The organism is Kitasatospora sp. NPDC087315 (assembly GCF_044744345.1).
GTDB lineage: Bacteria > Actinomycetota > Actinomycetes > Streptomycetales > Streptomycetaceae > Kitasatospora.
In genome coordinates, this window is the sequence record NZ_JBIUYD010000041.1 from 20336 (window position 1) to 41338 (window position 21003).

Genomic DNA, 21003 nt, shown 5'->3' on the forward strand with positions numbered 1-21003 from the left:
GGGGGCCCAAACCCGGCCCCGGCCCGGGGGGGGCCGGGCCCGGCCCCCCCCCCCCGCGGGGGGGCCCCCCGCCCCCGCCGCGGGGGGCCCCCGGGGCGCGGGCCCCCCCCAGGGCCGCCAGCCGATCGGACCAATAGCGCGGCACGGGGGTTCCGCCCCGCGTGTCGACGAGACCCGCGCGGGGCGGCAGCGGGCCTTCACGCGGCCGACGCACAGGAACCCGCCGGCGCCGTGGCGTTTCCCGGGTGGGAGTTGTCGAGTTAGGTGAGCGGTACCGCGTTCGTCGTCGACGGCTTCACGACCTCGGTCATCTGACGCCGAATCAGCCATCAACCGTCCGGGCGGCACGGCCCCGGACCACACCAGGCAGACAGAACAGCCCCTGCAGGAGGATCCCCGATGAACCAGAACGATGTGAGCGAAGCCGCCAAGGCTGTCGTCCGGCGCAACACCGAGGAGGTCCAGGGCGGCGGGAACTGGGCCCTGTTCGACGAGCTCTGGGCCGACGACTTCGTCGACCACACGCCCCAGCCGGGGCGCACCCCCGACAAGGCCGGCGCCCTGGAGCTCTACCGGGTACTGCGGGCGGCATTCCCCGACTTCCGCCCCGAGATCCACTGGCAGGCCACCGACGGCAACCTCGTCACCACCTACAAGACCTACCACGGCACCCACAGCGGCGAATTCTTCGGCATCGCGCCCACCGGCCGGAAGGTCCACTTCGAAACCGTGGACGCCATGCGGGTGGTGGACGGCAAGATCACCGAGCACTGGGGGGTGGCGAACCTCTTCTCCCTCATGGAGCAACTGGGCGCCGGGACCGGTGCGGCGTGAACGAGCGGGGGGTTACCCATGACGCCATCACCACCTGGGCCGTCCCGCCGAGGTCCGACGTCACGCACCGGCGATGCCCGGCCCTTCGGCGCAGCCTGAGCAAGTACGTTGCACCGAAGGGTCTATGACGTCAGGTCAGAGTTTGTCGCGGTTCCATTCGCCCGTGGAACCGGTCCGGCCGGTAACGCCGATCAGCATCGCCATCCAGCGCTGGACGCCACCGAAGCCGCCGAGGTTGCCGACGCCGTTGACGTAGACGGAGGGGGCACCGGGGCTGTTGGTGACGTCGTGGGCGCGGCGGGAGATCCGGTCCCAGGAGCCGGGCCGTCGGGGTGGTCCGACGGCCCGGTGCCGGGCGTGTTGGCGCCGGACAGCGGTGATCTGTGGTCGGCTGCACGATGTCGGTGCCGTCGGCCGGGGCCGCTCGGCGGTGGTGTGTGCCAGGACGGCGTCCGGGGCCGGCGGGTCAGGAGCCCCCGGCGTCGCGATCCGGCACGAATGACCGACATACCCCTTGAGTGAGGAGAGCACGATCATGACCACGGACGCTGGCCCCGGGCCGCTGCGCGTGCTGGTCTTCGGCGCGTCGCTGAGGGCCGACTCGGTCAACGCCAAGCTCGCCTCACTGGTCGCCCGGATCGTCACCGACGCCGGGGCCGAAGCCGACCTCGCGGACTTCGGTGACTTCGACATGCCCCTCTACGACGGCGATGCCGAAGCCGCGCGAGGGCTGCCACAGGGCGCGCTGGAACTGCGGGACCGGATCGAACGGTGCGACGCCTTCGTGATCTCCTCGCCCGAGTACAACGCCTCCACACCCGGTGTCCTGAAGAATGCGATCGACTGGGTCTCCCGGGTCCGGCCGCAGCCCTTCAAGGACAAGCACGCCATGCTGGTCTCCGCGTCACCCTCCCTGATCGGCGGCAACCGCGGTCTGTGGGCGCTCCGGGTGCCCCTGGAGCATCTCGGCACCCGGGTCTACCCCGACATGTTCAGCCTCGCCAACGCCTACCAGGGCTTCACCGACAGCGGCGACCTCGTCGACTCCGGTCTCCGGCAACGGCTGTCCGACACCGTCACGTCCTTCCTGCGCCTGGTCGAGGCCGATGTGCGCTACGTCTGCCTGCGACGCCGCTGGTACGAGTTCCTCGGTGACCGCACCGACGCCCCGGTCACCCAGCGGGCCCAGGACTGAGGGACGGGGGCTACCCGACCCGTTCCGCGCACGCGCGTGCCCCTTGGGCCCGGCCCAACTGCTCCTGGGGGCCAACGTCGTCCGGGGCCACCCGTCCGGCACCGGCGTCCCCGGCGTACCGGTTCGCTTCGGCGCCCCAACGTGCCGCGATCTAGCATGAGACGAGAGGTTCGGCTCGATGTCCCGCAGTACCGGGTGAGGAGGCCGCCATGGCGCAGTACGGCAGCGGCGGATTCGGGCAGCCGGACGGTTCCCGGTATCCGCCGATCTCCGAGCACGGTCTGATCGGTGATCTCCGTACCGCCGCGCTCGTCGCCACCGACGGCACCATCGACTGGTACTGCTGCCCGCGCTTCGATGCACCCAGCGTGTTCGCGTCCATACTCGACGCGGACCGGGGCGGCCGTTTCGAGCTGTCCGCGGACGTGCCGGCCCGTACCCGGCAGTTCTACTTCCCCGACACCAACGTCCTGATCACGCGGTTCTTCGCGGCGGACGGGGTGGCGGAGATCCAGGACTTCATGCCCGTCGTCGACGAGTCCCGCGAGGCGGACCGCCACCGGCTGATCCGGCGGGTGCTCTGTGTCCGCGGGACGCTCCCGTTCCGGGCGAAGATCGCCCCGCGCTTCGGCTACGGGACCGAGGCGCACACCGTGGAGCTCGGGGGCGGTTACACGGAGTTCCGCTCCCCCTCACTGTCCCTGACGCTGACCACCACCGTGCCGGTCGAGACCGACGGCATGGACGTGTGGTCACACTTCAAGCTGCTGGAGGGCGAGTCCGCGGTGTTCGCCCTCGACCGGGTGAGCGCCGGTGTCAGCCCGCGTTCCTGCCCCCACCTGGAGGCGGAGCGGCAGTTCGAGGCCACCGTCCGGTTCTGGCGCCACTGGCTGTCCCGCTCGCAGTACCACGGGCGGTGGCGGGAGATGGTGCATCGCTCCGCCCTGGTCCTGAAGCTGCTCACCTACGCACCCACCGGCGCGATCGTCGCCGCCCCGACCACCAGCCTGCCCGAGCAGATCGGCGGCGAGCGCAACTGGGACTACCGCTACGTCTGGGTCCGCGACGCGGCCTTCTGCACCTACGCCATGCTCCGCCTGGGTTTCACCTCGGAGGCCGAGGCCTTCATGGGCTTCATCTCCGAGCACGGGATCATGCGGGGCACCAACGTGACCGGCCCGCTGCAGATCATGTACGGCATCGACGGGCGCTGCGACCTGCCCGAGTACGAGCTGTCCCACTTCGAGGGCTACCTGGGGTCGGCGCCGGTCCGGGTGGGAAACGCCGCCACCCAGCAGCTCCAGCTGGACATCTACGGCGCGCTGATCGACTCCGTCTATCTCTACGACAAGTGGGGGCAGCCGATCAGCAGCGGTCACTGGGACGAGGTCGGCGACGTGGTGGACTGGCTCTGCGAGTGCTGGGATCAGCCCGACGAGGGAATCTGGGAGACCCGGGCGGGCCGGCGCAACTTCGTGTACTCGCGGCTGATGTGCTGGGTCGCGCTCGAACGGGCGATCCGGACGGCGAACCGGCGCGGACTCCCCGCCGACCTGCCCCGCTGGCGCCAGTCCCGCGACGCGATCTACCGGCAGATCATGGCGCGCGGCTGGTCGGCCGAGCGCGGCGCGTTCGTCCAGGGGCTGGACGACAAGGTCCTCGACGCGTCCCTGCTGATGATGCCGATGGCCAAGTTCATCTCGCCCACCGACCCCAAGTGGCTCTCCACCCTGGATGTGCTCACCTCGGACCTGGTCTCCGACTCCCTGGTCTACCGCTACGACCCGACGGCCAGTCCGGACGGACTTCGGGGCTCCGAGGGCACTTTCTCGATCTGCTCCTTCTGGTACGTCGAGGCGCTGGCCCGGGCGGGCCGGCTGGAGGAGGCCCGGCTGGCCTTCGAGAAGATGCTCACGTACGCCAACCATCTCGGCCTGTTCGCCGAGGAGATCGGCCGCACCGGTGAACAGCTCGGCAACTTCCCCCAGGCGTTCACCCATCTCTCCCTGATCAGCGCCGCATTCAATCTGGACCGCGCCCTGGGCTGACCGTGGCTTCGCGGGAGTCGCCCACCGCGCTGTGCCGCCCCGGCGACCAGCACGCCGCCGGCCCCGATACGCCCGCCGTCCCAAACCTGCTCGGGCGGCTGACCAGCCGAACGGGTGAATCGGGCGACGGCTACGCGCTGCGCGACCTCCTCGCCCACGAGAGCGTCCACGACCGCCTCGAACCCGGACGGACAGCCTGGCTCGAACGCGCGCTCGCCGCGTGCACACTGGGCTCCGCCACCCTGCCCGTGCCCGTCCGCGACCGGCTGGAGGCCCCCTCGCCCGCGCCCGGGAGGTGCTCGAAAAGTCACCGTTCGACCCGGGCTCGCCCGGAGGTAAATCCGCTTGAACGCCGCACTCGAACAGCACCATCATCGGACGCCGAACACCCCGTAGCACTTCCCTGAACTCAGCTTTGCGGTAGCCCACTTGGCTATCAGAGCGCCCTGGTTCAGTAATCCTGCGCACCCGCGCACCGACCGTGTCCGGAGGACCTGTGGCGAAGACCGGCACCGACCGACGGACAGTGCCCGCCCCGGAGATCGACCTCGACGTACTGACCGACCTCGCCCTCCGCGACACCTCCGGCCGGATCCTGATGATCCGCCGGGCCGCGCACGACGTTCTGCCCGGCCTGTGGGAGTACCCGGGCGGCGGCCATGAGGACGGTGAACCTGTGTCGGCCGGTGCGGCGCGGGAGCCGGCCGAGGAGACCGGGATCTCGATCGGGCGGCTGGCACCCGGCCCACACCACGACCTCGTGCACCCGCTCACCCGCGTCCTGCACACCGTCTGGGACGGGCCCGAGACGGTGCTGCGGCTCGGCGACGAGGGCCTGGCCTTGCACGTGGTCCCTCTCGACGAGGTGCTCGACCTCAAAGTCCCGCTCTACATGCACCACTACCTGCCGCTGCTCACCGCAGCGGCCGACAAGCGCCCCTGGAGGACCTCGTGACCCAGCTCGACGAAACCGGCCGCCCAGCGGACACGGCAGCCCGCGAGCCCGGGACGGACCTGCTGACCCTGGTCGTCGGCGTCCACCTCGTCCTGGTCGACGGCGACGCCGTGCTGCTCGGGCGGCGGCGCAACACCAGCTACGCCAACGGGCTGTGGCACCTGCCGGCCGGGCACATGGAGCGGAGCGAGCCGGTCACCCGCTCCATGACGCGCGAGGCCGAGGAGGAACTCGGCATCACCATCGCCGCGGACGACCTCGCGCTCGTCCACACGCTGCACCACCTCGACGCCGCCAACGGCCGCAGTCGGCTCCAGCTCTTCTTCCGCCCCGCGCACTACCGCGGGCAGGTGCGCAACGCGGAGCCGCACAAGTGCGAGGAACTGCGCTGGTGGCCGATTGGCCGGCTGCCGGCCGACATCGTGCCCTACACCGCGCACGCCCTGGGCGAGATCGCCTGCGGCAACCTGCTCTCCACCGTCGGCTGGCCGGCATGACGGCACACACCCTGCCCGACGACGCCGAGCGGCTGCTGCACGAGACGGCAGGTCCGTACGGGTTGCCGGGCGTACGCTCGCGGGACCGTGCGGGCCGACCGTCGGTGTGGGAGATCCGGACCGGCGACGGGCGCCGGCTGTTCGCCAAGCGGCACAAGAACGAGCTCATGCACCGGCGCGAGACCTCCGCCTACCGGCACCTCGCACCCGCCCTCGGCGAGGAAGGTCGGGCCCCGACCTTCCTCGCCGAGGACACCTCGTCGCGGCTCGTCGTCACCACAGCGCTGCCCGGCACCCCGGCCATCAAGGCCACCCTCGGCCCGGCCGAGGAACGGGAGGCGTACCGGCAGGCCGGCCTGCTTGCGGCACGCATCCACACCCACCCGACCTCCGACGGCGTGGTCGGCGAGCGGCTGCCCTGGAGCAAGGAACGCGAGGGGGCGTTCGCCCGTGCCCGCGACGCCCAGCTGTCCGACGAGGACGTCGAGGTCCCGGCCGAGGCCACCCGCATCGAGCCCCGGCATACCGCTCTCACCACCTGCCACGGCGACTTCGGCCCCCGGAACTGGCTCGTCCGCCGCGACGACGATGGCCGACTCATCGTCGGCGTGATCGACTTCGAGCGCAGCCAGGTCGAGGAGCCGGTGCGCCGCGGCCTGATGCGGGTCGTGCTCCAGCTCACCCCGCACCGGCCCGACCTCCGCACGGCGTTCCTGAGCGGCTACGGACGCGAACTGACCCCGGCGAGTGGGCGGCGTGCCGGGCCTGGGCAGCGATCGACTGCCCCGCCGTCCTGCGCTGGGCCTTGGACCACCACCACCACGACGAGGAGATCCTCGGCTACGCCCGCACCGTCCTGAAGCAGCTGCGCCACCCCGCACCGACCGTCTGAAGTCCCCATCCGCTCAGCCATCTTGGAGGTAGCACTGTGGAGAGCCTTCGCCAGGCCGTAGCCGTGATCGCCCACGACCAGGACCAGTGCCTGGTCGCGACCGTCCACTACGCGGCGAACAGCTGGAGCAACACGCCGGCGTGGACCATCCCCGGCGGCAAGGTCGAGGTCGGCGAGCGCCTCGACGAGGCCGCGGCCCGCGAGCTGCGGGAGGAGACCGGGCTGATCGTCGCCGCCGAGGACCTGCGGCTCGTCCACACGGTCCAGGTCGCAGTCGGCTGGGACGGCCGGGGTCCGTTCCTGCTGTCGGTGTTCCTCGCCACCGCCTGGCGCGGCGAACTGACGAACACCGAGCCGGACAAGCACCTCGATGTGCTCTGGTCCCCGGCCGACGCACTGCCCCTGCCGATGTTCCCGACGTCCCACGCCGCGCTCACGCTCTACCTGTCCGGCGGACGGGGCTTCTCCACCCACGGCTGGGAGGACGAGCGCTTCGACCCGCGCACCCTGGTCGGCGGGTGAGAGCGGTGGCCCGACACCGACGGCCACCCGGCCCGCAGTTGCCGGCGGACGCCGACGACCGGCTGCGTGCCATCGCCGACGAGCAGCCTGTCGTGGAGGAAGGCGTCGCCACCTTCCCCGGCAGCACTGTGCCGTACGCCTACCGCACTGTGCACCAGCCGGACGGCAGGACCGACCGTCACCTCGTCCGCCTCGATCCCCCGCCACCGGATCCGTCCCGCTGACCGCCTTCCTGGAGGAATCGCCGTGCCAGGCCTCTCTGTTCGCCCCGCCATCCCGCAAGACGCCGACTGCAGCTCGGTCGAACCGCGTGCCACCGAGGCCGGTGCCCCGCCCTGCCGTTCCCTGGGCTTCGGTCCGCTCGACGGCTACCTGGTGCGGCGGCCCGGGCCCGAGGGGTGGGGCCGGTGAGCGGCTTCGACCTCGACGCCTACAACGAGCGGGCCCGCACCGGGCCGTGCTTCATCTGCTCGTTGCTCGCCGGCGTCCCCGGGTACGAGCACCGGGTCGTCCTGGACGACGGCGTCCATGTCGTATTCCTCGACCGCTACCCGACCCTGCCGGGCAAGCTGCTGGTGGCCCCGCGCGCCCATATCGAGGACGCCATCGGCGGGTTCACCGAGGAGGAGTACACGGCCCTGCAGCTGGTGGTGCACCGCGTGGCCACCGCGCTCGCCACGACCGTCCCGACGGAGCGCCTGTACGTGCTCAGCCTGGGGAGCCGGCAGGGCAACGCGCACGTCCACTGGCACGTCGCCGCGCTGCCTCCCGGTGTCCCGTACGAGCAGCAGCAGTTCCACGCCCTGATGACCGAGGGGGCCGGCGTCCTTCCGGACGACCCCGAGCAGTCCGAACACCTCGCCACCCGGCTCCGTGCCCACCTCCATCGATACGCCCACGGCGACGCCATGTCACCGGCGACTCGGCCGAGTCCCGCAGAGGAGACCACTTGAAGACCCGCCCGTCCAGCCCCGAGCCCGAGGGCGAGGTCTCCGACAGCGAGCGGTTCCTGTTCGGCGGCCGGCTGCGCTACGACTACAACTTCGACGACCACGAGCAGACCATGCTGAAGGTCGGCTTCCTCACCATCGCCCGCCAGATCCCCGGGATGCTCCGCACCGCGCTGCGCCTGGCCTGGCAGGCCGATCGCACCGCGCTGGTGGCCGTTGCGGTCGCCGAACTCGGCCGGGCCCTGGCCACCGCGTTCGGCCTGCTCGCCACCAACCGCGCCCTCGCCTCCTTGTTCGCCGTGGGCAGCGCCGACCGGCTGCTGCGGGCAGCGCTGCCCGCGGTCCTCGCCGTCGGCGGGGCCTCCGCCGTGTCCGCCGTGCTGCGGACCGTCTCCCAGTGGGCGGGCGGCCGGCTGGAGCCCAAGACCGAACGGGCCGCGACCGTCGCCTATCTCCGCCGGGCCGCCCGCGTCGAACTCGCCGCGCTGGAGGAGCCCGACTTCAGCAGGATGCTGGAATCGGCGCGGTTCGGCACCGCAGCCGTCCGCCGGCTGATCAGCCAGAGTATCGCCGTGCTCACCGCGCTGCTCGGCCTGGTCGCCGCCGGCGGCGTCCTGCTCAGCCTCGACCCCGTCCTGCTGCCCATGCTGGTGCTGATCGCCGCCCCGAAGGGCTGGGGCGCGGTCCGCTCCGCCCGCCGCCGCTACGGCTCGGTGATGGCCTGGCTCCAGCACCACCGGGCCGCCTCCCTGCTCGCCCAGCTCATCACCCAACCGCACTCCGCGGCCGAAGTCCGCGTCCACGCCATCGGCCCGTTCATCCTCGGCCACTACACGGCGATGGCCGAGGCGTCCGAACAGGAGCAGAACCGCCTCGCGGCGGCGACCGCCGTCACCTCACTGCTGGCGTCCGTCCTCTCGGGCCTGGCCGCCGCCGCGACCTTCGCGCTGCTGGGCTGGCTCGTCCACGACGGGCACATGGCCCTCGCGGTCGCGGGCACCGCCGTGGTCGGCATCCGTACCGGCGCCGCCGACATCACCTCCCTCGTCGGCACCGTCAACAACCTCTACGAGGAGGCCCTGTTCGTCGCCGACCTGGAACGGCTCCAGCGCGAAGCCGAGCGCCGCGCCATCCCCACCGGCGGCACCGCCCTGCCCGAACGCCCGGACGTCATCACCCTGGAGGACGTCGCCTTCACCTACCCCGGCCGCAGCACCCCGGCCCTGTCCGGAATCACCCTGACGATCCCGCGTGGCCGGGTGGTCGCCCTGGTCGGTGACAACGGCTCCGGCAAGACCACCCTCGCCAAGGTCCTCACCGGCCTCTACCCGCCCGCCACCGGCCGGATGCTCTGGGACGGCGTCGACGCGACCGCCGCCGACCGCGACCAGCTGTTCGCCTCGGTCGCCGTACTCGAACAGGGCTTCCAGCAATGGCCGTTCACCCTGCGCGCCAACGTCCTGATCGGCCGGCCCGAGCACGGCGACGACCCGACGCTGCTCAAGCGGGCCGCCGACTACGCCGACCTGCACCCGATCGTCGAGGCCCAGGACAACGGCTGGGACACCCTCGCCGCCCGCGGCTTCAAGGGCGGCGTGCAGCTGTCCGGCGGCCAGTGGCAGCGCATCGGCATGGCCCGCGCCCACCACCGCGCCACCACCACCGGCCCCGGCGGACGCCCCGCCCACCTCGTCATCGCCGACGAACCCACCAGCGCCCTCGACCCGAAGGCCGAGATCGCCGCCTTCGCCCGGGTCCGCGAACTCGCCGACCGGGGCCAGGCCGTCATCCTCATCACCCACCGCCTGGCCGCCACCGCCGACGCCGATCTCATCTACGTCCTCCACGAGGGCCGGCTCGCCGAACACGGCACCCACGCCGAGCTGATGGCCGACCCGGCCGGCCGCTACCGGGCCTCCTACCTTCTCCAGGCCCGCCAGTACGCCACCGGGATCCCCCACCAGCGGGACGCGACGACCACGGCCGGCGTCGAACCCGCCTGACCACCCACCGATACGGAGCAGCCGATGCCCACCTGGGACGAGATGTGTTCAGCAGCCGAGGAGGTGCGCGCCCGCTACGACGACATCAACCAACACGAACTGGGCCGCATCTGGGACCTGACGGACTTCGTCCTCGGCTTCACCGGCGACGTGGGCGACCTCGCGAAGCTGGTCATGGCCCACCAGGGCCACCGCGCCGATCTGGCCGCCGATGCCGGGAGGATCGGTCACGAGCTGTCCGACTGCTTGTTCTCGCTGATCGTCATCGCCAAGGAGTCCGGCGTCGACCTCGGCGACCGGTTCACCACCGACATGGCGGCCCTCGCCACCCGCCTTCGCCCCGCAACGGGCCCGGAGCCCGCCACCGGGGCACGCGTCGAAACGCCGTCGGCCCCGACAACGGCCACGGTCGGGGCAGGCGGTCGCGGCGGGGCGGCGGCCCGGACCTTCAAGGTCGAGCCGACCGGCCCCGAGGTGTAGGGCCGGGCAGGACCGCACCCTCTCCCGGCACGCCGGGAGAGGGTGTGGTCGCGCCTGGTCTGCGCACCGTGCGGCCGTGGTGGTGGGTCAGTCGGTGGTTCGGAGGCCGGTTGCGGTTTCCGTGTCGGGCCGGACGGGGTGCGGCCGGGCGGTCGGTGCGGTGTCGTCGCGGCTTTCCACGAGGACGGCCGGTTCGAGGGGAGAGGCGATCTCCTGGGGCTTGCTGTGGGACGCCCAGTCGCGGATGCCGATGACGACCATGACGAAGAAGATCGCGTAGACTATTCCGGAGAAGTAGAGCTCGGAGTGGATGGCGAGGGGGACGCCGACCAGGTCCACGGCGAGCCAGACGAACCAGAATTCGACGTACCGGCGGGCCTGGCTGTACATGGCCAGGATCGAGCCGACGAAGATCCAGGCGTCCGCGAGGACCATCCACCAGGGTGCGCCGGGGTAGAAGGAGGCGTCCGCCGTCTTGAGCAGGGCGCCGAAGGCGAGACTTCCGGCGGCCATGACGGCGATCAGTGCGACGCGCTGGCCCCATGGCGCCCAGCGGACGTTGATGGTGCCTTCCTTGTCTCTGCTGCGGCGCCATGTCGCCCAGCCCCAGGACGCCGACGCTATGATCACGATCTGCCGGGCGGCGTTGCCTCCGAGGTGGACGTTGATGCTCGCGATCAGCAGCAGGACCGAGCCGAGGATCTGCACCGGCCAGGCCACGAGCGAGCGCCGCAGGGCCAGCCAGACGGTCGCGAGCGCCAGGATGTTGCCCAGGAAGTCGGACCAGTAGACGGGGACGCCGAAGAAGCTGAACTGCTCGTTCAGCCACTGGAATACGCTCATTACTCACGCCTTTGTTCGTTCGGAGCGAGGTGGGGGTTGTGCTGCGGGACCGGACCGGGCCGGTCGTGGCGCGCGAAAGCCGGCTGGGGGGCGGCGGTGGGCGTGGGGGTGCGCGCCGGGTGTGTGTGCGGGTGGGAAGAGGGTCAGGCGGTCGCGGTGTCAGCGGTGTCAGCGAACGCGTTGAGCGCGTGGGCCAGGACGCGCCGCCCGCGTTCCGAGGCGAGGAACTCCTCGGAACGCAGGACGTCCTGCCGGGCGGCGCGCACCAGATCGTCGGGCGAGGCGAACTTCACCGTGTCCCGGATCCGGGCCACGAACCACAGTCCGACGCGCTCGCCGTAGAGGTCGTCCGACGTGTCGTGGCAGTACACCTCGGTGTGGATCTCCGCCGTGTCGCAGAAGGTGGGGTTGGAGCCGACGCTGATCGTCGCGCGGTGCAGGGCGCCGGTGGGGTGGCGCACGACCCAGCCGCTGTAGACCGCGGGCGGTGGGACCGGCGAGCCGGGGTCGGGCGCGATGTTCGCGGTGGGGAAGCCGAGCCCGCGGCCCCGGCCGGCGCCGTGCACCACCGTGCCCGTGAGGTGCGCGAGGACGGCCGGGGCGTCACGCATGGGGGGTGAGCTCCCGGAACTGGCTGGTGTGGAAGACGAGCGGCTCCACACCGGGGAACAGCTCGGCCGTCATCAGCTCCATGAGCACGATCTCGTGGTCGCCGCCGTCGTAGGTGGCGCTCACCCGGGCCGTCAGCCACAGTGCGGCGTCGTCGATCACGACGGCGCCCTCGGGCGTCGCCCTCCACGCGACGCCGTCGAAGCGGTCGGCCTCGCGGGAGGCCAGGCGCCGGCACAGCCCGCCCTGGCCGCGGCTGAGCACGCTCAGTCCGAGGACGGGCGCCTGCGCCAGGCGCGGCCAGGTGGTCGAGGTCCGGGCCACGCTCACCGCGGCCATGGGCGGTTGCAGCGAGATCGAGACGAACGAGCTCGCAGCGAACCCGGTCGGTTCGCTCCCGCGCAGCGCGCCGATCGCGACGACGCCGGTCGGGTAGGCCCCGAACGCCTGGCGCAGCGTCGCCGGGTCGAGTTCCTCCGTCGGCGCGGTGGGCCGGGGCGGGTGGTGGGCGGACGTGGCCATGGTCTTCGCCGTCCTCTCGTCTCGGGTGGGGTTTCTCAGTGCCGGTGCCGTGCCGCGGGGTGGCTGTCCGGCAGCGCGCGGTCGGACGCCCCGGTGAGCCGTTCGCGCAGGCTCTCGCCCGGGGTGTACTCCCCCCGGAACACTCCGCGTGCCCGCAGGATCGGCAGGACCGACTCGACGAAGTCCGTCGTGGAGGTCGGCTGGACGGTCGGGGAGAGCAGGAACCCGTCGAGGTCGGCGCCTTCCGCGAGCGCGCAGATCTCGTCGGCGATCTCCTCGGCCGTGCCGACGACGGGCCGCGCCCCGACGCCGTGGGTGTGCCAGTCGGCGAGGACGTCACCGACCGTCTTGCCGGCGAAGCGGGCCACCTGGGTCTGCGACAGCTCGGTGGACAGGTCCGCCATGGGCGTGTGGGGCGGGTAGGAGGAGAGGTCGAGCCCGGTGAACATGGCGTAGCTGGCGACGGTCACCTCGGACCGCTGGGCGTCGAGGATGCGCTGGTAGCGGCGCTGGGCGTCGGAGGTCGTCGCGCCGACGACGCACGAGAACGCCGACATCACCTTCACGTCGTCGGCACGGCGGCCCGCCCTGACGGCCTCCTCGCGGATGGAGGCGGTGTGCCCGGCGAGCTGTTCGACCGAGCCGCTTCCCACGAACATGCACTCGCCGTGCCGGCCTCCGACGCGGCGGCCGGCGGGCGAGGCCCCGGCCTGGAACAGCACGGGCGTGCCCTGGGGGGAGCGCGCGGTGTTGCCGTATCCCTGCGAGCGGAAGAAGGGGCCCTCGTGGGTGACGAGGTGCACCTTGGCGGGGTCGGCGAACCTTCCGTCCTTGTCCTTCTCCAGCGCGTCGGGCTCCCAGGCCCCCTCCCAGTACTTGTAGACGAGGTCGAGGAAGTCCTCGGCCATCCGGTAGCGGTCGTCGTGCGCGACCATCTCCATGCCGAAGGCCTTGACCGCGGTGTCGGCGGTGCCGGTGGTCACGACGTTCCAGCCGATCCGGCCGCCGGAGAGCTGGTCGAGGGTGGCCAGGCGGCGCGCGAACGCGTAGGGGGGTTCCACGAGGACGGAGCCCGTGATGACCAGGCCCAGGTCGGTGGTGGTGGACAGGAGCGCGGCGGCCACGACCATCGGGTCGAGCCGCGGGAGGTCGAGGGTCTCCTCCGTGGCGATGGGCGGGCGGACTCCGTCGATCTCGGACCAGCCCCAGGCGTCGGCGAGGAACAGGAAGTCCAGTTTGGCGTCCTCGCAGACCGCGGCGAGTTCGCGCCAGTACCCGAGGGTGTCGAAGAGGTGTCGCCGGCTGTCGGGGTGGCGCCAGGTGGCGGTGCCGCTCGCGTTGGTCTGCGCGTTCTCGAACAGGCCGAGCTTGAGGTTCCTCATGGGTGGTTCTCCGTTGTGCTGGTGGGGGCCCTGCGGGGTGTCAGGAAGCGGTGGGGGCCTTGGGGGTTTTGTCAGGGTGCCGGGCGGTGGGGGCCCTGCGGGTCGGGAAGGGCTCTGCGGGGGTCAGGAAGCGGTGGGGTCCGCGGGTGTGTCGAGCTGGGCCGCGTAGGGCATGGCGGCCTGCGCGCCCAGGCCGGTGACGGCGTGGGAGGCCGCGCGGACGGCGCGTTCGGCCGCGGCGGCGAGGCCCGCGCCGCGGGCGAGGGCGTCCGCGAGGGCGCCGCAGAAGGTGTCGCCGGCGCCGACGGTGTCGACGGCGGCCACCAGCGGGGCGGGGATGTGCGTGGCGCCGGCGCGGTCCGCCTGCTTCAGCAGGGCCCCGTCCGCCCCGAGGGTGACCACGACGGCCCGGCACGGGAGCGCGGCGCCCTCCAGCAGGTCCCGCGCGCCGTCGAGGGTGGCGGGCCGCTCGGTGCCCAGGAGCGAGGCCAGTTCGCCGAGGTTGGGGACGAGGACGTCGACGGCGGCCAGAACCCGTGCGTCGACGGGTCGGGCGGGGGCGGGGTTGAGGACGACGATCCCGCCCTGTTCGCGGGCCCGCAGGACCGCCTGGTCGACCACGTCGGAGGGGATCTCGTTCTGGACGAGGACGACCTCCCCCGCCGACCGGACGAGCCGCGGCGGCAGGTCCTCCACCCCGAGGCCGGCGTTGGCCCCCGGGTTCACGACGATGGTGTTCTCGCCGACGTCGTCGACGACCACCGCCGCGATCCCGGTCGTCGTGTGTGGGTCCGACCGCACGGCTTCGACGTCCACGCCCTCGGAGGCGAGCGCCCCGAGGATGGCGGAGGCGTCCGCGCCGACCCTGGCGACCAGCCGCACCCGCGATCCGAGGCGGGCGGCCGCGACGGCCTGGTTGGCCCCCTTGCCGCCCGCGCCCTCCACGAAGCGCCGCGCGAGCACGGTCTCGCCAGGCCTTGGCAGGTCCCTGACGGTCAGGACGAAGTCGCGGTTCACTGAACCGACAACGGTGATGGACGGCATTGAACGCTCCTTGGGAGATCGATCTCCCACATGCTGGACCAGCACTCACACGCCGTCAAGTACCCTCATCCTGCACATCCCGCCCCGCACGGCCGCCCCACCGCCGTGGCGCACCCGCCCACCGACCGCGAAGGACACCCACGTGACAGCGCCCCGACTCCTCGACGTGGCCGAGGCCGCCGGCGTCTCCCGCGCCACGGCCTCACGTGTCCTCGCCGGCACGCCCCGCAACGTCGACCCCGAGCTCGCGCGCCGCGTCGAGGAGGCCGCACGGCGGCTCGGCTACCGGACCAACCACTCCGCCCGGGCGCTGCGCACCGGCACCACCGGCACCGTCGGCGTGGTCGTCCCCACGCTCGCCAACCCCTACTTCGTCCAGCTCGCCGACGCCATCGCCCAACAGGTCCGCGCCGCCGGTGGGCAGTTGGTGGTCTCCGACGCCGCCAACGACACCGCCGTCGAGGCCGAGCAGATCGAGACCCTGCTCGACGGCCGCGTCGACGGCCTGCTCGTCGTCCCCGTCTCCGCCGGCGCGTCCGGCCCCGCCGTCCGGGCCGCCGCCAGACGCGCCCCCGTCGTCCTCTTCGACCGCTGGGCCACCGACTCCGGCACCGTCGCCGTCACCCTCGACAACACCGCCGCGATGCGGCTGCTCCTCGACCACCTCGAAGGCCTCGACCGTCACCGGATCGCCCTGGTCGCCGCCGACCAGGCGTCCTCCTCCGGCGCGGAACGCCTCGCCGCCTTCACCGAGGCCCGCGGGGCCGACGCCACCACCGTCCTGCTGCCCAGCTTCACCACCGACGCCGGCCGCACCGCGGGCCGCCGCATCGCCGAACAGCACACCCGGATCGACGCCGTCGTCTGCGGCGCGGACGTCCTCGCGGTGGGACTGGTCAGCACGCTGCAGCGCTCGGCGGTCTCCGTGCCCGGACAGATCGCCGTCACCGGCTTCGACGACACCGAGATACTCGAACTCCTCGACCCGCCCATCACCTCCATCCGCCACCCGCTGGCCGCCATGGCCGAGCGCGCGCTGACGCTCCTTCAGGCACCCGGCCGCGAAAGGGCCGAACGGGTCGAGCGGTTCCCTCCCCGGCTCGTCGTCCGCGCCTCCACCGACGGATAGCCCCGAGAGGGACGGCAAGCCCGGCGGGGCGGGATCTGACGGGCTGCCACCTGACGGGTGGGAAAATCTGACGCGCGGAAACCTGACGGGCGGCCGCCTCGCCCCGGCCTTTGCCGCGCGTCGTCCGGACCGGTATCCGGGCGCCACGCATGAACGCGATCACGGAACGCCGGGTGCGATCCTGCCGAACCGGGCTGTTCGACCGCACCCTCATCCGGAACCGGGCCCACCTGCTCCACGCACCGCGCGAGTACGAGCAGTTCCACACGCGCCGGCCGGGCCGCGGCCCACGCCGAACGGTGGTCCGGCCACGCGCCGGTGACGGTGACGGCCACCCGGGTATGTCACCCGGTGGGCGCCGAGGTGGTCCGGAAGCGGTTGATCGCGTCGATGTGCCGGGCGCGCAGGTCGTGGTCGCGGATGCCCATGCCTTCGTGGGGGGCGAGGCAGAGGACGCCGACCTTGCCCTGGTGGAGGTTGCGGTGGACGTCGTAGGCGGCCTGTCCGGTCTCGTTCAGGGGGTAGGTCCTGGAGAGGGTGGGGTGGATCCTGCCCTTGGCGATCAGGCGGTTGGCCTCCCAGGCCTCGCGGTAGTTGGCGAAGTGCGAGCCGACGATGCGCTTGAGTGACATCCACAGGTAGCGGTTGTCGTATTCGTGGTTGTAGCCGCTGGTGGAGGCGCAGGTGACGATGGTGCCGCCCTTGCGGGTGACGTAGACGCTCGCGCCGAAGGTCTCGCGGCCGGGGTGCTCGAAGACGATGTCCACGTCCTCGCCGCCGGTCAGTTCGCGGATCCGCCCGCCGAGGCGCTTCCATTCGCGGCGGTCCTGGGTGTGCTCGTCCTTCCAGAACCGGTAGCCCTCGGCGGAGCGGTCGATGACCGCCTCGGCGCCCATCGCCCGGCAGATGTCGGCCTTCTGTCCACTGGAGACGACGCAGATGGGGTTGGCGCCGCCGGCGAGGGCGAGCTGGGTGGCGTAGGAGCCGAGGCCGCCGCTGGCGCCCCAGATCAGCACGTTGTCGCCCTGCTTCAGGCCCGCGCCGTTGCGGGAGACCAGCTGGCGGTAGGCGGTGGAGTTGACCAGGCCGGGGGCGGCGGCCTCCTCCCAGCTGAGGTGCCTGGGCTTGGGCATCAGCTGGTTGGACTTCACCAGGGCGATTTCGGCGAGGCCGCCGAAGTTGGTCTCGAAGCCCCAGATGCGCTGTTCGGGGTCGAGCATGGTGTCGTTGTGGCCTTCGGAGGATTCGAGTTCCACGGACAGGCAGTGGGCGACGACTTCGTCGCCGGGGTGCCAGGCGTTGACGCCGGGGCCGGTCCGCAGGACGACGCCGGCCAGGTCGGAGCCGATGACGTGGTAGGGCAGGTCGTGGCGCTTGGCGAGGGGGGAGAGTCTGCCGTAGCGCTCCAGGAAGCCGAAGGTGGGCAGCGGCTCGAAGATCGAGCTCCAGACGGTGTTGTAGTTCACAGCACTGGCCATGACGGCGACCAGCGCCTCGCCGGGGCCGAGTTCGGGGACCGGCACCTGCTCGATGTGGAGGGACTTGCGCGGGTCCTTGTCCCGGCTCTCCATACCGGCGAACATCTCCGCGTCCTGCTTGTGGACCGTGACGGCCCGGTAGGACTCGGGGAGCGGCAAGGCGGCGAAGTCCCGCCGAGTGGCCTCGCCGGAAACGACGGCGCTCACGATGGCTTCCACGTCAATCACCTCACGTCGGTTTGCTACTGCGACAGTTGTCTGGTGGTCGGGGCGGCTGAAGCCTTCGCCGGAGGGGCCGACGGCGCCGGAAGGATGCGGCGGGGAACGGTACGCGGGTGACGGGGACGCTTCCACTCACGGGACGCCCGGCGCCCGCTCGATATCGGCGACCAGCTCGCCCCGTCGCCGGCCACGAGCAGCCAGTCCCGGTCGGATTCCGGGCGCAGCTTCTCGACAATGTCCCGGTTTTCGGGATAGGCGACGTGCAGGTCGCTTATCCCCGGCAGCTGGCCGTGGTTCATCGGCCGGCGCAGTGAACGGTGCGGGTGCGGCCGTCCCGCATAAGCGGGTGAAAAAGTGTCACAGCAGTGAAGTATCGCGGCGGCGACTGTCGTGCATACCCCTATCTTCGCCCGCCGACACCCCTATCTTCCCCGGTGTCGGAACCCCTATCCTCCCTGGTGATCGGGCGTTGTCCGCAGCATTGATCACTGTCCTCATCGCTCGGGTACCATCCCCCCCAACTGCCGCCAGCCATACGGGACCCGGCCGTCGGCAATCTGACCAAGGATTCGGAGTGTTGAGCATGCTGACCGGCAGAGGAGAGCAACTTGCCAAGCTTGTGGATGAATTCTCCCGCTGCCTCTCCGGCAATGCAGGCGTTGTGGTTCTCCAAGGGCCGGCCGGATTCGGCAAGACAGCAATCCTAGCGAAATTCGCACGGCAGTTGGAGCAGCACCGGGCCGTGGTTCTCCGTATCACCGGAAACCCCGGGGAGCGGGAGGTTCCGCTGGCGGCCCTGCGCCAGCTGCTCCACGACCCCGCGCTGCCGGCCCCGGAGCACGCGCCGCTGCGGGCGGCACTGGGCGTGCGGACCCCCGCCGGTGCCGCCGCCCCCGACGCTACCGCAACGGCCGAAACGCCGTCCGGCGAACGCGCCTTCTGCCTGGCCCTCCACAACCTCGCGGCCCGCGTGCCCGTGGTGGTCCTGGTGGACGACGCGCAGCACGTCGACGCGCCGACGCTGCGCCACCTGCTGGCCACCGCACGCTCCGTACGCACCGACCCGCTGCTGCTCGTCCTGACCGAGACCGCCCACGAGCGGCACCGCGACCCGGCGTTGCGCACCCTCTTCCTTCAGCACCCGAACCTGCTCCGGCTCTTCCTGCGCCCACTTCGCCCGAATGACGTCGCCGAGGTGCTCGGCGAGACGTTCGGGGCGGCCGAGGCGCACCATCGCGCCCCGTCCTGGCACACCGTCAGCGGCGGTAATCCGCTCCTTCTCAGGGCCTTACTGGAGGATCATCACACCGCCGCCGCGCAGGGGCGCGCCCCGACGCCGGCCGAGCCCCAGGTCGGTGAAGCCTTCATCGCCGCGGTGCGCAGCATTCTGAGACGCTCCGACCCGATCGCCGAGGACCTGGTGAAGGGGCTGTCGGTGCTCGGCCGCGCGGCGTCGCCCGAGCTGCTGAGCCTCATGCTGGACGTCAGCCGCGGCACCGTGACCCGCGGCGTACAGGCGCTGAACGCGATCGGGCTGATGGACGGCTGCGCGCTGCGCCACCCGCTGGTGCAGACGACACTGCTCGACGAGTTGGCGCCGCAAGGACGCGCCGCCCTGCACCGGCGTGCGGCCGAACAGCTGCGCCGCGCCGGTGGCAGCGGCCTCACCGTCGCCGAACACCTGCTGGCCGCCGGGTCTTCGACCTCGTTCGAGCCGTGGGCCGTCGATGTCCTGCGGTGCGCGGCCGAGCACGTGCTCGCCGGCGACGTGCCCCTGGCGGTGAGGTACCTGGAACTCGCCTGCGCCACCTGCGCCGACCCGGCACAGCGCGTCGAGATCCGGCTCAGGCTCGCGGCCGTCCTGCTGCGGCTGGACCCCTCCGCGGTCGAAACCCATCTCATGGAGCCCCTCGCCCTGCTGGACAGCGACCGGCTTCCCGAGTCCTGCGCCGGTCCGCTGGCCCGGCTGCTGCTCGCGCTGGGGCGGGTCGAGGAGGCGCGACGGACGCTGCACCACTTCGGCGGCGCGGGAAAGGACGATCCCGGCACGGCGGACGTGCGCGGGATCCTCGACACCGCACTGATCGGTTCGACGCCGACGACGCCGGCCTGCGGTTCCGCCGCGCCGGCCGTGACACTGCCCGGCCCCACCCCGGCGCGCCCGGTCCGCAACGAGCCGACCGCCCTCGTCGCCGAGGGCTCACTGCAGCTACTGGCGCTCACCGAGGCGACGTTCGAGCCCGCCGTGACCGCCCTGTCCGCCCTGGCCCGGGGCAACCGCTGCGCGGCCGAGATCGAGGCGCGGTGGCAGCTGCTGACCGGCGAGGCCCGGGGATGGCAGACACCGGGCTGGCGGACCATACTCGCCATGATCCGCGGCGAGATCTCCCTGTCACAGGGCAACCTGCACAAGGCGGTGGAGTACGCCGCCGACTCCCTGGAGGGGGTCACGGAGGAGATCGGCAGCGTCTTCGCCGCAGGAGCGATCGCCACCCAGATCCTCGCCTACACGGCCATGGGACGGCTGAACGCGGCGGCCCGCCAGCTCAGCCGCCCGGTCCGCGACAGCGTGTTCCGGAGCGTCTACGGGCTGAAGTACCTGCGAGCCCGGGGACACTACTACCTGGCGACGGGCCGGGCGCACGCCGCACTCGGCGAGTTCCTCACGGCGGGGCGGCTCGCCAAGCAGTGGCACGTCGACCAGCCCGTGCTGCTGCCCTGGAACATGGACGCCGCGGAGGCATGGCTGCGCATCGGCGAGCGCGAGCCCGCCGAGCGCCTGATCAGACGCCAGCTCGACGAGACCGGCAGCTCCCGTATCCGGGGAACCGCGCTACGGCTGCACGCGGGGCTCGGCGAACCCGCGCTGCGTCCCCGGACACTGACCCTGGCGGTGGCGGAACTGGAGAGGTCCGGCGACCGGCTGGAACTGGCCCGCGCCCTGGCCGACCTCGGCCGGGCGCACCGGGCCCTGGGCGAGTTCAGCAGGGCCGGCGCGATCACGGACCAGGCCTGGCGGCTGGCCAAGGAGTGCGGGGCCGACGCCCTGTGCGAAGCCATTCGGCCGGGCCGGCTGAAGGCGCATGAGCAGTCCCGGGCGGACGACAACGAGTCCAGCCCCATCTCCAGACTCAGCGATTCGGAAATACGGGTGGCCGCCCTCGCGGCACGGGGCTCCACGAACCGTGAGATCGCGGCCGAGCTGTACATCACCGTGAGCACCGTCGAGCAGCACCTCACCCGCGTGTACCGAAAGCTCAACATCCGTGGGCGGCGGCAGCTCGTGATGGACCTCGGCGTGGACCGCCTCCCCATGGCATCCGGAATCGCCTGACGAAACCGGCCGGACACGGATGGTGACGACCTGTCGGGAGCGGGCCGGAAGAGACCATTCGACG

At 72.0% G+C, this 21003-nt stretch carries 20 protein-coding genes and 1 pseudogene; 13 read left to right on the top strand and 8 right to left on the bottom strand.

Annotated features, from left to right (window positions below):
* Positions 1 to 399: 399 nt before the first annotated feature.
* Positions 400 to 834: an ester cyclase gene (locus tag ACIO5D_RS36650; protein ID WP_400800553.1), complete on the top strand. Its 435-nt coding sequence runs from the start codon at positions 400 to 402 to the stop codon at positions 832 to 834.
* Between the two features lie 135 nt (positions 835 to 969).
* On the opposite strand, the gene ACIO5D_RS36655 is transcribed toward ACIO5D_RS36650, so the two are convergent.
* Complete coding sequence (locus tag ACIO5D_RS36655; protein ID WP_400800555.1) at positions 970 to 1371, bottom strand: hypothetical protein; 402 nt, start codon at positions 1369 to 1371, stop codon at positions 970 to 972.
* Here ACIO5D_RS36655 and ACIO5D_RS36660 point away from each other — a divergent pair.
* From ACIO5D_RS36660 to ACIO5D_RS36705, 10 genes are all read left to right on the top strand, one after another.
* On the top strand, positions 1370 to 2029 hold the full coding sequence (locus ACIO5D_RS36660; RefSeq protein ID WP_400656908.1) for an NADPH-dependent FMN reductase: 660 nt from the start codon (positions 1370 to 1372) through the stop codon (positions 2027 to 2029). The two genes, ACIO5D_RS36655 and ACIO5D_RS36660, sit on opposite strands and share 2 nt — an antisense overlap.
* A gap of 209 nt (positions 2030 to 2238) precedes the next feature.
* Positions 2239 to 4077 carry a glycoside hydrolase family 15 protein gene (locus tag ACIO5D_RS36665; RefSeq protein ID WP_400800558.1) on the top strand — a complete coding sequence of 613 codons (1839 nt, stop codon included), beginning with the start codon at positions 2239 to 2241 and terminating at the stop codon, positions 4075 to 4077.
* Positions 4078 to 4573: 496 nt separating this feature from the next.
* Positions 4574 to 5032, top strand: coding sequence for an NUDIX hydrolase (locus ACIO5D_RS36670; RefSeq protein ID WP_400656912.1), 459 nt, complete (start codon positions 4574 to 4576; stop codon positions 5030 to 5032).
* Positions 5029 to 5529: an NUDIX domain-containing protein gene (locus tag ACIO5D_RS36675; protein ID WP_400800561.1), complete on the top strand. Its 501-nt coding sequence runs from the start codon at positions 5029 to 5031 to the stop codon at positions 5527 to 5529. Before ACIO5D_RS36670 ends, ACIO5D_RS36675 begins: the two co-directional genes overlap by 4 nt.
* On the top strand, positions 5526 to 6389 hold the full coding sequence (locus ACIO5D_RS36680; RefSeq protein ID WP_400800563.1) for an aminoglycoside phosphotransferase family protein: 864 nt from the start codon (positions 5526 to 5528) through the stop codon (positions 6387 to 6389). The genes ACIO5D_RS36675 and ACIO5D_RS36680 overlap by 4 nt, the downstream gene beginning before the upstream one ends.
* 68 nt (positions 6390 to 6457) lie before the next feature.
* The gene (locus ACIO5D_RS36685) at positions 6458 to 6943 is read left to right on the top strand and encodes an NUDIX domain-containing protein (protein ID WP_400800566.1); all 486 of its coding nucleotides are present in this window, start codon (positions 6458 to 6460) and stop codon (positions 6941 to 6943) included.
* Positions 6944 to 6948: 5 nt separating this feature from the next.
* Entirely contained in the window at positions 6949 to 7167 is a 219-nt protein-coding gene (locus tag ACIO5D_RS36690; protein WP_363614284.1) for a hypothetical protein, read from the top strand.
* 183 nt (positions 7168 to 7350) lie between these two features.
* Positions 7351 to 7896 carry an HIT family protein gene (locus tag ACIO5D_RS36695; protein WP_400656921.1) on the top strand — a complete coding sequence of 182 codons (546 nt, stop codon included), beginning with the start codon at positions 7351 to 7353 and terminating at the stop codon, positions 7894 to 7896.
* A complete protein-coding gene (locus tag ACIO5D_RS36700) occupies positions 7893 to 9896 on the top strand; it encodes an ABC transporter ATP-binding protein (protein WP_400800569.1) in 2004 nt (667 codons plus the stop codon). The genes ACIO5D_RS36695 and ACIO5D_RS36700 overlap by 4 nt, the downstream gene beginning before the upstream one ends.
* Positions 9897 to 9920: 24 nt before the next feature.
* Entirely contained in the window at positions 9921 to 10376 is a 456-nt protein-coding gene (locus ACIO5D_RS36705; RefSeq protein WP_363614278.1) for a hypothetical protein, read from the top strand.
* Positions 10377 to 10463: 87 nt separating this feature from the next.
* Here the strand turns inward: ACIO5D_RS36705 and ACIO5D_RS36710 are convergent, their stop codons facing one another.
* From ACIO5D_RS36710 to ACIO5D_RS36730, 5 genes are all read right to left on the bottom strand, one after another.
* Positions 10464 to 11219, bottom strand: a complete 756-nt coding sequence (locus ACIO5D_RS36710) for a nicotinamide mononucleotide transporter family protein (protein WP_363614276.1) — start codon at positions 11217 to 11219, stop codon at positions 10464 to 10466.
* 143 nt (positions 11220 to 11362) lie between these two features.
* Complete coding sequence (locus ACIO5D_RS36715; protein ID WP_363614274.1) at positions 11363 to 11830, bottom strand: riboflavin kinase; 468 nt, start codon at positions 11828 to 11830, stop codon at positions 11363 to 11365.
* Complete coding sequence (locus tag ACIO5D_RS36720) at positions 11823 to 12350, bottom strand: flavin reductase family protein (RefSeq protein WP_400656927.1); 528 nt, start codon at positions 12348 to 12350, stop codon at positions 11823 to 11825. The genes ACIO5D_RS36715 and ACIO5D_RS36720 overlap by 8 nt, the downstream gene beginning before the upstream one ends.
* Positions 12351 to 12385: 35 nt before the next feature.
* Positions 12386 to 13732, bottom strand: coding sequence for an NtaA/DmoA family FMN-dependent monooxygenase (locus ACIO5D_RS36725; RefSeq protein ID WP_363614270.1), 1347 nt, complete (start codon positions 13730 to 13732; stop codon positions 12386 to 12388).
* Between the two features lie 123 nt (positions 13733 to 13855).
* A complete protein-coding gene (locus ACIO5D_RS36730) occupies positions 13856 to 14776 on the bottom strand; it encodes a ribokinase (RefSeq protein ID WP_400800572.1) in 921 nt (306 codons plus the stop codon).
* 142 nt (positions 14777 to 14918) lie between these two features.
* Between ACIO5D_RS36730 and ACIO5D_RS36735 the strand changes: the two genes are divergently transcribed.
* Positions 14919 to 15905, top strand: coding sequence for a LacI family DNA-binding transcriptional regulator (locus tag ACIO5D_RS36735; protein ID WP_363614266.1), 987 nt, complete (start codon positions 14919 to 14921; stop codon positions 15903 to 15905).
* A gap of 344 nt (positions 15906 to 16249) precedes the next feature.
* On the opposite strand, the gene ccrA is transcribed toward ACIO5D_RS36735, so the two are convergent.
* Together ccrA and ACIO5D_RS36745 are read right to left on the bottom strand one after the other, a co-directional pair.
* Positions 16250 to 17602 (bottom strand): crotonyl-CoA carboxylase/reductase, encoded by a 1353-nt coding sequence (gene ccrA / locus ACIO5D_RS36740; protein WP_400763346.1) that lies wholly within the window; start codon positions 17600 to 17602, stop codon positions 16250 to 16252.
* A 150-nt stretch (positions 17603 to 17752) separates the two neighbouring features.
* A pseudogene (locus ACIO5D_RS36745) lies at positions 17753 to 17904 on the bottom strand (metallophosphoesterase); the annotation flags it as partial.
* A 284-nt stretch (positions 17905 to 18188) separates the two neighbouring features.
* Here ACIO5D_RS36745 and ACIO5D_RS36750 point away from each other — a divergent pair.
* Positions 18189 to 20939: an AAA family ATPase gene (locus ACIO5D_RS36750; protein ID WP_400800580.1), complete on the top strand. Its 2751-nt coding sequence runs from the start codon at positions 18189 to 18191 to the stop codon at positions 20937 to 20939.
* The last annotated feature ends 64 nt before the right edge of the window (positions 20940 to 21003 follow it).

Coding starts and splice junctions, on each gene's coding strand:
- ACIO5D_RS36680 (WP_400800563.1), top strand. CDS start 5,526: ATGACGGCACACACCCTGCCCGACGACGCCGAGCGGCTGCTGCACGAG.
- ACIO5D_RS36750 (WP_400800580.1), top strand. CDS start 18,189: ATGCTGACCGGCAGAGGAGAGCAACTTGCCAAGCTTGTGGATGAATTC.
- ACIO5D_RS36710 (WP_363614276.1), bottom strand. CDS start 11,219: ATGAGCGTATTCCAGTGGCTGAACGAGCAGTTCAGCTTCTTCGGCGTC.
- ACIO5D_RS36660 (WP_400656908.1), top strand. CDS start 1,370: ATGACCACGGACGCTGGCCCCGGGCCGCTGCGCGTGCTGGTCTTCGGC.
- ACIO5D_RS36725 (WP_363614270.1), bottom strand. CDS start 13,732: ATGAGGAACCTCAAGCTCGGCCTGTTCGAGAACGCGCAGACCAACGCG.
- ACIO5D_RS36650 (WP_400800553.1), top strand. CDS start 400: ATGAACCAGAACGATGTGAGCGAAGCCGCCAAGGCTGTCGTCCGGCGC.
- ACIO5D_RS36665 (WP_400800558.1), top strand. CDS start 2,239: ATGGCGCAGTACGGCAGCGGCGGATTCGGGCAGCCGGACGGTTCCCGG.
- ACIO5D_RS36730 (WP_400800572.1), bottom strand. CDS start 14,776: ATGCCGTCCATCACCGTTGTCGGTTCAGTGAACCGCGACTTCGTCCTG.
- ACIO5D_RS36715 (WP_363614274.1), bottom strand. CDS start 11,830: ATGCGTGACGCCCCGGCCGTCCTCGCGCACCTCACGGGCACGGTGGTG.
- ACIO5D_RS36655 (WP_400800555.1), bottom strand. CDS start 1,371: ATGATCGTGCTCTCCTCACTCAAGGGGTATGTCGGTCATTCGTGCCGG.
- ACIO5D_RS36720 (WP_400656927.1), bottom strand. CDS start 12,350: ATGGCCACGTCCGCCCACCACCCGCCCCGGCCCACCGCGCCGACGGAG.
- ACIO5D_RS36705 (WP_363614278.1), top strand. CDS start 9,921: ATGCCCACCTGGGACGAGATGTGTTCAGCAGCCGAGGAGGTGCGCGCC.